The sequence below is a fragment of the Foliimonas ilicis genome (assembly GCF_039939195.1).
Taxonomy (GTDB): domain Bacteria; phylum Pseudomonadota; class Alphaproteobacteria; order Rhizobiales; family Rhizobiaceae; genus Foliimonas; species Foliimonas ilicis.
In genome coordinates this window covers 1,064,441-1,076,398 of the sequence record NZ_JBDUUH010000001.1, presented here as the reverse complement: position 1 = coordinate 1,076,398, position 11,958 = coordinate 1,064,441, and the positions used below count along the sequence as shown (strand labels likewise).

Annotated in this window: 11 protein-coding genes; all 11 read right to left on the bottom strand. The window is 58.9% G+C overall.

Features of this window, described 5'->3' with window-relative positions; all coding sequences use genetic code 11:
* Positions 1-825: 825 nt before the first annotated feature.
* Entirely contained in the window at positions 826-2,226 is a 1,401-nt protein-coding gene (locus ABFT80_RS05380) for an NAD(P)(+) transhydrogenase (Re/Si-specific) subunit beta (protein ID WP_347970790.1), read from the bottom strand.
* Between the two features lies 1 nt (position 2,227).
* A complete protein-coding gene (locus ABFT80_RS05375) occupies positions 2,228-2,656 on the bottom strand; it encodes a proton-translocating transhydrogenase family protein (protein ID WP_347970789.1) in 429 nt (142 codons plus the stop codon).
* A complete protein-coding gene (locus tag ABFT80_RS05370) occupies positions 2,656-3,972 on the bottom strand; it encodes a Re/Si-specific NAD(P)(+) transhydrogenase subunit alpha (RefSeq protein ID WP_347970788.1) in 1,317 nt (438 codons plus the stop codon). Before ABFT80_RS05370 ends, ABFT80_RS05375 begins: the two co-directional genes overlap by 1 nt.
* An 83-nt stretch (positions 3,973-4,055) precedes the next feature.
* The gene (locus ABFT80_RS05365; protein WP_347970787.1) at positions 4,056-4,283 is read right to left on the bottom strand and encodes an aa3-type cytochrome c oxidase subunit IV; all 228 of its coding nucleotides are present in this window, start codon (positions 4,281-4,283) and stop codon (positions 4,056-4,058) included.
* A 140-nt stretch (positions 4,284-4,423) separates the two neighbouring features.
* The gene (locus ABFT80_RS05360) at positions 4,424-5,257 is read right to left on the bottom strand and encodes an ABC transporter ATP-binding protein (RefSeq protein ID WP_347970786.1); all 834 of its coding nucleotides are present in this window, start codon (positions 5,255-5,257) and stop codon (positions 4,424-4,426) included.
* Between the two features lie 52 nt (positions 5,258-5,309).
* Positions 5,310-6,620, bottom strand: a complete 1,311-nt coding sequence (locus ABFT80_RS05355) for an ABC transporter substrate-binding protein (protein WP_347970785.1) — start codon at positions 6,618-6,620, stop codon at positions 5,310-5,312.
* Between the two features lie 70 nt (positions 6,621-6,690).
* The gene (locus tag ABFT80_RS05350) at positions 6,691-7,767 is read right to left on the bottom strand and encodes a branched-chain amino acid ABC transporter permease (protein WP_347970784.1); all 1,077 of its coding nucleotides are present in this window, start codon (positions 7,765-7,767) and stop codon (positions 6,691-6,693) included.
* A 3-nt stretch (positions 7,768-7,770) separates the two neighbouring features.
* A complete protein-coding gene (locus tag ABFT80_RS05345; RefSeq protein ID WP_347970783.1) occupies positions 7,771-8,730 on the bottom strand; it encodes a branched-chain amino acid ABC transporter permease in 960 nt (319 codons plus the stop codon).
* A gap of 179 nt (positions 8,731-8,909) precedes the next feature.
* On the bottom strand, positions 8,910-9,059 hold the full coding sequence (locus tag ABFT80_RS05340) for a DUF3096 domain-containing protein (RefSeq protein ID WP_347970782.1): 150 nt from the start codon (positions 9,057-9,059) through the stop codon (positions 8,910-8,912).
* 12 nt (positions 9,060-9,071) lie between these two features.
* The gene (locus tag ABFT80_RS05335) at positions 9,072-9,896 is read right to left on the bottom strand and encodes an ABC transporter ATP-binding protein (protein ID WP_347970853.1); all 825 of its coding nucleotides are present in this window, start codon (positions 9,894-9,896) and stop codon (positions 9,072-9,074) included.
* The gene (locus ABFT80_RS05330; RefSeq protein ID WP_347970781.1) at positions 9,896-11,863 is read right to left on the bottom strand and encodes an AMP-dependent synthetase/ligase; all 1,968 of its coding nucleotides are present in this window, start codon (positions 11,861-11,863) and stop codon (positions 9,896-9,898) included. Before ABFT80_RS05330 ends, ABFT80_RS05335 begins: the two co-directional genes overlap by 1 nt.
* Between the last annotated feature and the right edge of the window lie 95 nt (positions 11,864-11,958).

Sequence of the window (11,958 nt, the reverse complement as noted above, 5' to 3'; positions counted from 1 at the left end):
GCCACCCAACTTGATCCAAACTACAAGCCCGCCGTCGAAGGCCTAGGCCGCGTCCGCGCTGGTTGATATTTAACGTCTGAGTTTTCGTTGGTTTAGAGCGATTCTTTTTTTAAATAGAACCGCAGGCAGGACAGAGGGGGGCGCCTCGTGATTCCGTCAAACAGGAAGCACCCTAGCTTGTAGTTGGCCGCTTGGTGCGTCCTTCGAAGCACGCAGGACATATTCCATTATCGCCACGCCCGGTTTTCACCGCCTGGCCATTGTCAAAGAACCGGGAAGCGGGGCGCTTGGCCGTGCCTTCCTAGTGTTAAGTAGTACGTGGCGCGACGTCCGCACCCCGCCGTTCGGAGCTCGAGAAGCCAAATCGTTGGCTTCTCGCCCACTGCGCGGACCGCTCCTCACCTGCTACCCAGTCGGTCGGGCACAATGTCTCCTGCATTCAATAGTGCAGATGAACATCGCGGTTTCTCCGCACGCTTTCAGAAGTTTCACCGGCAGGGTTTGTCACTTCCTGCGATGAACGCATCTTCGACGCGCCGACCTGTCGGATGCCCTCGGAACTCACGACTACCGCAGTCGCAAGTGGGAGGTCACCGCTGTCTGAGCCGATACCCGGTGCGCACCGGCTTCCCGCTCAGACAGTGGGGAGATGATAGGTGCGGGCTGAAGGGGGGTGAATAAAAAACATGAAATTGAAGGTTTTTATCCACGCAGCCAGCCGCATCGCCGTGCGTGCTTCGACAGGCTCAGCATGAGGGGCTGGACACACGATTTCACAAAAAAAGCCCGACAAAGCCGGGCTTTCCAATACTTAATAGGCGATCCTCAGTGATCCATCGCTTTGACGATCTCTTCGGTCATCTTCTTGGCATCGCCGAGCAGCATCATCGTGCCGTCCTTGTAGAACAGCGTGTTGTCGATGCCGGCATAGCCGGAACCCAGCGAGCGCTTGACGAAGAGGCAGGTGCGGGCCTTGTCCACGTCGAGGATCGGCATGCCGTAGATCGGCGATGACTTGTCGTCGCGTGCAGAAGGATTGGTCACGTCGTTTGCGCCGATGACATAGGCGACGTCGGCCTGTGCGAACTCCGAGTTGATGTCTTCTAGTTCGAAGACTTCGTCGTAAGGCACATTCGCTTCGGCCAGAAGCACGTTCATATGCCCCGGCATACGGCCTGCGACCGGGTGGATCGCGTATTTGACTTCGACGCCGTTGGCCTTGAGCTTGTCGGCCAGCTCGCGTACCGCATGCTGCGCCTGCGCGACCGCCATGCCGTAGCCCGGCACGATGATGACCTTGGACGCATTCATCATCAAATAGGCGGCGTCGTCTGCCGAGCCCTGCTTGACTGTGCGTTCGATGCCGTCATCGCTGGTGGCAGCGGCGGCTTCACCGCCGAAGCCGCCGAGAATGACCGAGATGAAGGAGCGGTTCATGCCCTTGCACATGATGTAGGACAGGATCGCGCCCGAGGAGCCGACCAGCGCGCCAGTGATGATGAGCGCGAGATTGCCCAGCGTAAAGCCGAGTGCCGCAGCAGCCCAGCCCGAATAGGAGTTGAGCATCGACACGACGACCGGCATGTCCGCGCCGCCGATCGGCACGATGATGAGCACGCCGAGCACCAGCGAGGCAATGACGATCAGCCAGAAGATCGTGTAGCTCTGCGTGGTGACCAGCAGGATGACCAGCACCACCAGCGCCAGCGCCAGTCCGGCGTTGATGATGTGACGGCCGGGCAGCATGATCGGCTTGCCGGACATGCGTCCGTCGAGCTTCAAAAAGGCTATGACCGAACCGGTGAAGGTGATCGCGCCGATTGCCACGCCGAGCGCCATTTCGACCAGCGCTTGGCCGTGAATCGCGCCGACCGTGCCGATGCCGAAGCTGGTCGGCGAATACATGGCGGCAGCCGCAACCATGACGGCGGCAAGGCCGACGAGGCTGTGGAAGGCTGCAACGAGCTGCGGCATGGCCGTCATGGCGATGCGCTTTGCGATGATTGCACCAGCACCACCGCCGATTGCCAAGCCGAGCACGATCAGCCCAAGGCCACTGATGCTCGGCGTTGCAAGCGCCAGCGTGGTGAGGATGGCAATGCCCATGCCGATCATGCCGTAGGTGTTACCCTTACGGCTGGTGGTCGGATGCGATAGGCCTCTCAGCGCGAGAATGAAGAGAATGCCGGAGACGAGGTAGAGGAAGGAAGCGAAGTTGGCGTTCACGTCACTTTTCCTTCTTTTTATACATCGCCAGCATGCGCTGGGTGACGAGGAAGCCGCCGAAAATATTCACTGAGGCAAGGATCAGCGCGATGAAGCCGAAGCCCGTCGCGACGCCGGAAGCCGATATGCCGACCGCCAGCAATGCGCCGACGACGATGACCGACGAGATCGCGTTGGTGACGGCCATCAGCGGCGTGTGCAGCGCAGGCGTCACCTGCCAGACCACGTAGTAGCCGACGAAGATCGCCAGCACGAAGATCGCGAAGCGGAAAACGAAGGGGTCGATTGCGCCGCCCGTCACCGCATGGGCAATGCCGCCTGCGCCATCGGCAGCAGCCGGTGAATTCGCAAGATCGGAAATGGCGATGCGCACGGCAGCCACGGCCTGATCGAGTTGAACGAGCGCGCGTTCAAGAGTGTTCTGTTCCATCACGCACTCCCTTTCGATTTCGGTGCTGCACGTTTTTTCGGTGCAGGCTCAAGAGCCTCGACATGTTTGGCTGGCCCCGCTTTCGCAGCAGGCTTGGCCTTTGCCTTCACGGTCTTTGGCACGATCTCGGATTTCTCGACATGCCCAACCGGCGCCTTGCGAGCAGGTGCCGCATCGACGGAGACATTTGCGAAATTCGGATGCACGATCTTTCCGTCATCGGTCAGCATCGTCGCCTTCACGAGTTCGTCCTCGCGGTTGATGACGAGCTGCTTGCTTTCCTTGTTCACCATCGTCTCGAGGAAGGCGAAAAGGTTGCGCGCATAAAGCAGCGATGCCGAAGCGGCGACGCGGCCTGGAACGTTCAGGTGGCCGACGATCTTGACGCCATTGGCGGTCGTCACGACCTGCCCCGGAATTGCGCCTTCAACATTGCCGCCGCGCTCGACAGCCAGGTCGACGATGACCGAACCGGCCTTCATCGAGGCGACCATCGCGGCAGAGACGAGCTTGGGTGCCGGACGGCCCGGAATGAGCGCCGTGGTGATGACGATGTCCTGCTTGGCGATGTGCTCGGCAGTAAGGGCCGCCTGCTTCGCCTGATATTCCTTGGACATTTCCTTGGCGTAGCCGCCTGCGGTTTCGGCAGCCTTGAATTCCTCGTCCTCGACAGCGAGGAACTTTGCGCCGAGCGAGGCGACCTGTTCCTTGGCGGCGGGGCGCACGTCTGTCGCGGTGACGACAGCGCCCAGACGGCGCGCGGTAGCGATTGCCTGAAGACCGGCAACGCCGACGCCCATGATGAATGTTTTTGCAGCCGGAACCGTGCCTGCAGCCGTCATCATCATCGGCAATGCGCGGTCATACTCGGCGGCGGCATCGATAACCGCCTGATAGCCCGCGAGGTTCGCCTGCGAGGAAAGCACGTCCATCACCTGCGCGCGGGTGATGCGCGGCATGAATTCCATGGAGAAGGCCGTAACCCCTGCCCGCGCCAGCGATGCTACGGCGGCATCATTGCCATACGGATCCATAATGGCCAGAACCGCCGCGCCCTTCTTGTAGCTTTTCAGCTCGGCATCGGTTGGGCGGCGAACCTTCAGGACGACATCGGCCTTCGAGACGTCCGAAATCTTGCCGATCGTAGCACCGGCAGCAGCAAAATCCGCATCGACGATGCGCGAGAGCTTGCCTGCATCCGCCTCGATAATCACATCGAAGCCAAGGGCAATCAGACGTTTTACAGTATCGGGAGAAGCCGCGACGCGGCTTTCGTTGGCTTCTACTTCACGAGGAACGAAAACGATCTGTCCCAATGCACGCGCCTTTCGGTTCCGGCTTACCCAGCGTCAAGCGAAGGACGAGCCTCCAGCCTGGCTGCAAGCGACCGCTTTAAGTTTTAACGAAGCAGATAACCGCCGATCGCGTTGATCAGGATGAACAGCACTGTCGCGGAGAAGAAGCCGGCGGACGTGAAGAAACCGAAGGCCATGGCGATGAGAATCGCTACGCAGACGAGCGTTCCATACTTGGCCAGAATGAGGAAGCCATTATAGGTGCGATCGTGTTCGGCGTAGTCCATATCGGCGCCGAGTTCGATCGGTCCGGTTGGCGTATTATCGGCCATGAGAAAAACCTCCGTCTATGCTTTCAACGGCCATACCGAAAAGCAGCCGCAAGAGCAATGGGAGTATTGCCGCAGCGTGAGTTCGCAATACTGTTTTAAACCGAAAAGGGGTAATATATCGCGGCGTAGATTTGCCTGCGTCAGGCCAACCAGCGTTTGCGGCGCTTGTAGTGCTTTACATCCTTGAAAGATTTGCGGCCCTCGCCACCGACGCCGAGGTAGAATTCCTTCACATCCTCGTTCTCGCGCAGGGCAGACGCCTCGCCATCCAGCACCACGCGGCCGGATTCGAGAATGTAACCGTATTTCGCAAAACGCAGCGCGACATTGGTGTTCTGCTCGGCCAGAAGAAACGAAACGCCCTGCTCCTCATTCAGCTTTTTGACGATTTCAAAGATTTCCTCGACGAGCTGCGGGGCAAGCCCCATCGAAGGCTCATCCAGCAGGATCATCTTCGGGCGTGACATCAAGGCTCGTCCGATCGCCGTCATCTGCTGCTCGCCGCCGGACGTATAACCGGCCTGACTGGAGCGCCGGACTTTCAGTCGCGGGAAATATTGATAGACGAGTTCGAGGTCGTCGCGGATCGCCGCGTTCCCGTCGCGTCGCGTATAGGCGCCGGTCATCAGATTGTCCTCGACCGAAAGATGGCCGAAGCAATGCCGCCCCTCCATCACCTGTATACATCCGCGCTTGACCAGATCGTTGGGCGAAAGCGACTGAACCTGTTCGCCGCGAAAGATGATCGACCCTTTCGTCACCTCGCCGCGCTCTCCATGAAGAAGGTTCGATATGGCCTTGAGCGTCGTCGTCTTGCCCGCTCCATTGGCGCCGAGAAGCGCAGTGATGCCGCCCTTTGGTACGGAAAGGGACACGCCCTTCACGACAAGGATCACATGATCGTAGATCACCTCGATATTGTTGACCGTGAGGATCTGACCGTCTGGATCTGGTTGAGTTGCGGCGTTGGTCATTTTGGCTCCGGCAAAGAGCTTCCTCTCCCCGCGAACGGGGAGAGGAGCGCTGTCACTTGCAATCGTCGTTCATCGCCCAAGGCTGGTTCGCCGCGGCATATTCCTTTGCCGCTTTTTCGACCAGCGGATCGATGCTGGCGCGATCAGCCGTCAAAAGGTCGGAAACCTTGACGAATTTTTCGCGGTCCCATTCCAGCATCCAAGCGCTGGCATGGCCGGTGTGGTTGCTGCAGCTCATGGAGAACGGTGCCATCATTTCGCCCGCACCGAGTTCAGCCAGCTTGGCGTCGTCGAGCTTCACGTTTTCGAGGCCCCAACGAAGCTGTTCGCGGTCGATCGTATTGGTGCCTGCATGTTCCTGCGCGGCCTTTACAGCGTCCGCGAGGATAACCGACATCAGGATGCCGCGCTGGTAGGCCGTGCTGTCGAACTCGCCGGCCTCCTTGTTGATTTGCGACTTCCCGGCATCGACAACGTATTTCTTCACGTCTTGCATCAGCTTGGAATTCGAATCCGCGAAATTCCACGACAATGCGCGATATCCCTTGCCCCCTTCGCCGACGAGTTTCAGATCGGGTTCATGCGCGCCCCACCAGACGCTGACGAACTGGTTCATCGGATAGCGCGTCTTCACGGCCTCGGTGATGGCGCCCGCATTCATCGCACCCCAGCCCCACATAATGACGAAATCCGGCCGCTCGCGGCGGATTTGCAGCCATTGCGCAGACTGGTTCTGCATTTCCTTCAAACCGACCGGAATGGGCAGCAGCGTGAAGCCGTGTGCTTCGGCCAGCGATTCCAGAAGCGGGATCGGCTCCTTGCCGTAAGGATGATCGAGATGCAGCAGCGCGACCTTTTTGCCCTTCAGATTGTCGAGATTACCGTCTGAAATCGCCTGCATGATCATCGATGCGCCATCCCAATAGGATGTCGGCGGATTGAACGCCCATTTGAAAGTCCTTCCGTCCTGCATGGCGGAGAAGCCATAGCCCGGCGCATACATCGGTATCGCATCGACATTGGTGCGCGGCAGCACCTGCAAGGTTATGCCGGTCGACCAAGGCTGGGTCAGCAATGCTCCATCGGCCTTGGTCTTTTCATAACACTCGACGCCCTTTTCGGTGTTGTAGCCGGTTTCGCATTCGTCGAAGGCGACACGAACCCCATTGATGCCGCCGTCGCGCTCATTGAGCATCGTCATATAATCGAGCTGTCCGTTCATATGCGGCGTGCCGGTCGCAGCGAATGGCCCGGTGCGGTAGGACATGTTGGGCAGCTTAAGCGTTTCCTGCGCGGCAGCCGGAAGGGCGAACCCCACCGCCAGCGCCGAGGCAAGCATGAATGACTTGAATGCGATCCTCATTTTCGTCTCCTCCTTGTGCGCCTGATTTACAGGCATTCTTCCCAGTTTAATGAAGCCGCTCCTGCTCTCCTCAGTGCGGGAACGGCCATATGATCAGTTTTTCACGAATAATGCCCCAGAAACGGGCCAGCCCATGTGGCTCCACGATCAGGAAAAAGATGATCACCGAACCGATGATCATCGTATTCAGATGTTCCGCAGTCGCGGGGTCGATCGACAGGCCGAAAAAACGCGGCAGGACACTCAGGATCACCGGCAGCGCGACGATGACGATCGCGCCCAGATAATTGCCCATGATCGAACCAAGTCCGCCGATGATCGCGATGAACAGAATGCGGAATGACAGAGGTATGTCGAACAGATTGGGCTCAGCCGCGCCGCGCCACAGGAACACGAAAAGCGCACCGGCGACGCCGACGATAAAAGACGACACGGCGAAGGCCGAAAGCTTCGCCTTCATCAGATTGATGCCGACGAGTTCGGCCGCAATGTCCATGTCGCGCACGGATTTCCATATCCGCCCGATGCGCCCGCGCGTGATGTTGATCGCCAGCCATGTGAAAAGCATCACGACGACCAGCACGAAGTAATATTGCGCAAGCGCGCTGGCCTGCGGCCCGGCAAAGGTGATGCCGAACACGGAGATATTCGAGACCTGAATGGCGCCCGACGCGCTGTAATTATACAGCCATCCCCATTTCTCGAAGAGCCACACCAGAAAGAACTGAGCCGCAAGCGTCGCAATCGCCAGATAGAAGCCCTTGATGCGCAAAGACGGCAGTCCGAAAAGAACGCCCACTGCGGCTGACGCGAAGCCGGAAAGAATGACGGCGACCAGAAGATTCAGCTCCGGGAAATACGTCATCAGCTTGTAGCAGGCATAGGCACCGACACCCATGAAGGCGGCGGTGCCAAGCGATAACTGCCCGGCATAACCGGTGAGAATGTTGAGGCCGATCGCCGCCAGCGAATAGATCAGCACCGGGATCAACAGTGCCCGGAAGATGAACTCGCTCGCGGTCAGCGGAAAGATAACGAAGGCCAGAAGAAGGATGAACGCCAGCAACCACGCGTCTTGCTTTACCGGAAACAGCGCATGATCGGCTTCATAGGAAGTCTTGAACTGGCCAGCGGTGCGATAAAGCATGTCTTACACCCGCTCGATGATTTTTTCGCCGAACAGGCCCTGAGGCCTGAACAGCAGGACGATCAGCGCCAGAACGAAAGCGAACCATGTTTCGGTGTTGCCGCCTAGAAGCGGCTGCCCCCAGTAAATCTCGAAAACCTTTTCCAGAATGCCGATCATCAGCCCGCCGATAATCGCGCCGGAAACGGATTCCAGACCGCCGAGCATCAGCACCGGCAATGCCTTGAAGGCGATCACTTCGAGCGCGAAGGAAACGCCTGCCCGCGCACCCCAGACGATGCCGGTGGCGAGCGCGATGACGCCCGCGATGAACCAGACCAGAACCCAGATCGTCGAAAGCGATATGCCGACCGAAAGTGCTGCCTGGTGGTCGTCGCCCAATGCGCGGATTGCACGGCCCATCTTGGACTTGTTGAGAAAGAGCAGGAGGATGACGACAAGCAGCCCCGCCCCGACGACTGCGGTGACGTCTTTCTGTTCGATCAGCAGGAAACCGCCGAAAGGTTCGAATTCGAAACTGCCGGTCGGGATCATCAATTGTTCGGTGATCATCACCTTGTTCGCGCCGCCGAAAATCAACTCGCCAAAGCCGATCAGAAACAGCGTGATGCCGATGGTCGCCATGAACAGGATGATGTCAGGCTGGTTGACCAGCGGGCGCAGCACGACGCGCTCGATTGTGACCGCCAGAAGGAACATGACGAGAAGCGTAAGCGGCACGGCCAGCAATGCAGGCACGCCCTTTTCATGCAGACCGACGAGCGTCAGTGCCGCAAACACCACCATAATGCCTTGCGCGAAATTGAAGATGCGCGAGGATTTGTAAATCAGCACGAAACCGAGCGCGATCAGCGCATAAAGCACGCCCGCAACCAGCCCTTCCCACAGAACCTGAAGCAGAAAATCCGGCGCGGCGAACATGTCGGCGAATGGCTTGACGAGAACGGAGTTCAGGAAATCCATGCGCGGGTTCCTTCATGCTGGAGAAAGACCCCCACTCCGCCTCGCTTTGCTCGGCACCTCTCCCCCGCTACGCGAGGGAGAGGAAACGCCGTTGCAAGGTGCGCGCCATTCCTCTCCCCTACGGAGTGGGGGAGAGGTGTCGAGCGCAGCGAGGCGGAGTGGGGGAAATCCATTTAAGTCTACCCAGCCAGTTGCGGGAAAAGGCCAAGCAGGCCGATGAGGATCAGGTACAGCGCCACGATGTAGTTCAGGAGGCGCGGCATGATGAGAATGAGCACGCCTGCGATCAGCGAAACGAGCGGTGTGAGCGGGAGGGATGCGAGGTCCATTACTATCTCCTGTCAGTGCGCGACGCCGAGATAGGCGTCGATGACTTGCTGGTTGGATTTCACGGCATCGGGTGTGCCGTCGGCAATCTTTTTGCCGTAATCCAGAACGACGACGCGGTCAGAAAGGTCCATGACGACGCCCATATCGTGCTCGATCAGCGCAATCGTCGTGCCGCGTTGCCGGTTCACATCCACGATGAACCGGCTCATGTCCTCTTTCTCCTCCAGATTCATGCCAGCCATCGGCTCGTCCAGCAGAAGCAGCGACGGCTCCATCGCAAGCGCACGACCGAGTTCGACGCGCTTTTGCAACCCGTAAGGAAGCTTGCCGACCGGCGTGCGCCTTATGTGCTCGATTTCGAGAAAATCGATGATCTCCTCGACCTTCTGGCGATGTTCGATCTCTTCGCGCAGCGCCGGGCCATGCCACAGCATCTGCCAGAACAGATTGCGCTTCATCATGACCGAGCGCCCGGCCATGATATTGTCCAGCGTCGACATGCCCTTGAACAGCGCGACATTCTGGAAGGTGCGCGCAATGCCCTGACGCACGGCATGGTGCGGCTTCATCGCGCGGCGTTCCTCGCCGCGAAAGGTGATCGTTCCCTTCTGCGGCGTGTAGAAGCCGTTGATGACATTGAGCATCGATGTCTTGCCCGCGCCATTCGGGCCGATAATGGCGCGGATTTCGCCCTTTCGGACATCGAAGGAAATATCTGTGATCGCCTTCACGCCGCCGAATGCCAGCGAGACATTCCTCACTTCCATCAAAACGTCGCCCATGGCGATGCCGTCATCCTTGGCCACCACGATCTCGCTATGGACGGACGCGTTCATCATGCCGCCTCCCGCACTTTCTTCGGCGCGTGAACATTGGCGTCCATGATCCGCACATTCGCTTTGATCCGGCCTTTGCGACCGTCTTCGAAAGTCATTTCCGTCTCGACGAATTTCTCGGTCGAACCATCGTAAAGCGCCTCGATCAACACGCCGTAGCGCTCTGCGACGAAGGAACGGCGCACCTTCAATGTGCGGGTAAGCTCGCCATCATCGGCATCGAGTTCCTTGTGCAGAATGAGAAACCGCCTGATCTGCGCACCGGCCATCATCGGCTCGCCGGCAAGCCGCTTGTTGGTGTCGTCGACATGCCGCGCCAGCATTTCGTAGACCAGCGGATGCCCGGCCAGTTCCTGATAGGATGCGTAGGCGATGTTGTTGCGCTCGGCCCAGTTTCCAACCGCGTTGAGGTCGATGTTCAGGAAAGCACCGACATGGTCGCGACCATCACCGAAAGCCACGGCTTCCTTGATATTCGGGAAGAATTTCAGCGTGTTTTCGATGTATTTCGGCGCAAACATCGCGCCGCTGACCAGCTTTCCGACGTCTTTCGCGCGATCAATGATCTTGAGCTGGCCGTCCGCATCGAAGAACCCGGCGTCGCCGGTCTTGACGTAGCCGTCCTCGGTCATCGCCTCTTCGGTCTTGTCTTCCTGCCTGAAATAGCCGGAGAACATGCCGGGCGAGCGGAACTGCACCTCGCCATCATCGGCAATGCGAATATCGACATTGGGAGCCGCCGGGCCGACCGTATCGGCCTTCACCGCACCATCCTGCTGCGCCGTGACATAGAGAAACGCTTCGGTCTGCCCGTAAAGCTGCTTCAAATTGATGCCGAGCGAGCGGAAAAACGAAAACAGATCCTGCCCGATTGCCTCGCCAGCCGTATAGGCGACGCGAATATTGGAGAGGCCGAGCACGTTTTTCAGCGGGCCATAGACGAGGAATTCACCCAGCGCGTAGGAAAGACGCCCGGTCAACGGCACCGGCCTTCCTTCCAGAATAGCCTCGCCATATTTCGCCGCGACATTGCGGAAATGCCCGAACATTTTGCGTTTCAGCCAGCCTGCATCCTCCATGCGTATGGTGACGCTGGTCAGCAGGCCTTCGAAAATGCGCGGCGGCGCGAAGTAGAATGTCGGCCCGATCTCGCGCAGATCCTGCGGCACCGTCTCGGCACTTTCCGGGCAATTCATGCAGAAACCCGCGACATAGCCTTGCGCGTAGTTCAGATAATGATCACCGACCCAAGCGAGCGGCAGATAGGCGAGAACGCTGTCTTTTTCCGACAGGCGATCGAATATGGCCGTGTCGCGTGCAGCGCTGACGGCGTTCAACGCCTTGATCATCACGCCTTTTGAGCGCCCGGTCGTGCCGGACGTGTAGAGCATCACGGAAATCTCGTCGCCATCGGCCTTGCGAATATTGTCTGCCCACTCGTCCGCCAGCGACGGCTCGGCGGCAAGCCGCGCATTTCCACGCTCTTGAACCGAGGCAAAGCTGAATAGCCCTTCCGGCGCATAATCACCCAGACCGCGCTGTTCGTCGTAGATTATCCCGCTAAGGCTGGCGAGTTGTCCGGCAAACGACTGGACCTTATCGACCTGCTCTTGATCCTGAACGATTATGAAACGCACCTCGGCATGTTCGAGCACGTAGGACATTTCCTCGGCGACCGCATCGCCATAGACCGGTACCGGAACCGCGCCCAGGGATTGCGCCGCCGTGAACGACCAATAAAGCCGCGGCCTGTTTGCGCCGACGATTGCGATCTTGTCGCCGCGCTGCACGCCCATCGCCTGCAAGCCCAGCGCCAGAGCGCGGATTTCGGCAAGCTGCTGGCTCCAGGTCCAGCTTTGCCAGATGCCGTAATCCTTGTGGCGCATCGCCGGGAGCGCGCCGAATCGATCGGCGTTCAAAAGCAGATATTTCGGAAACGTATCGAGGTCCGAAATCGCGGCGATCATGATCTGGCTCCTCCCAAATGCGCGATCTTCTCACGCATAGTGACAGCGCCGGCAGCGCAAGGATATGCGCAAAAAGGCATAGACGCCGGTTTGAA

Excerpts from the sequence above, each read along its gene's own strand:
- ABFT80_RS05375 (WP_347970789.1), bottom strand. The coding sequence starts at position 2,656 with ATGGAACAGAACACTCTTGAACGCGCGCTCGTTCAACTCGATCAGGCC.
- ABFT80_RS05365 (WP_347970787.1), bottom strand. The coding sequence starts at position 4,283 with ATGGCCGATAATACGCCAACCGGACCGATCGAACTCGGCGCCGATATG.
- ABFT80_RS05360 (WP_347970786.1), bottom strand. The coding sequence starts at position 5,257 with ATGACCAACGCCGCAACTCAACCAGATCCAGACGGTCAGATCCTCACG.
- ABFT80_RS05355 (WP_347970785.1), bottom strand. The coding sequence starts at position 6,620 with ATGAGGATCGCATTCAAGTCATTCATGCTTGCCTCGGCGCTGGCGGTG.
- ABFT80_RS05350 (WP_347970784.1), bottom strand. The coding sequence starts at position 7,767 with ATGCTTTATCGCACCGCTGGCCAGTTCAAGACTTCCTATGAAGCCGAT.
- ABFT80_RS05345 (WP_347970783.1), bottom strand. The coding sequence starts at position 8,730 with ATGGATTTCCTGAACTCCGTTCTCGTCAAGCCATTCGCCGACATGTTC.
- ABFT80_RS05340 (WP_347970782.1), bottom strand. The coding sequence starts at position 9,059 with ATGGACCTCGCATCCCTCCCGCTCACACCGCTCGTTTCGCTGATCGCA.
- ABFT80_RS05335 (WP_347970853.1), bottom strand. The coding sequence starts at position 9,896 with ATGAACGCGTCCGTCCATAGCGAGATCGTGGTGGCCAAGGATGACGGC.
- ABFT80_RS05330 (WP_347970781.1), bottom strand. The coding sequence starts at position 11,863 with ATGATCGCCGCGATTTCGGACCTCGATACGTTTCCGAAATATCTGCTT.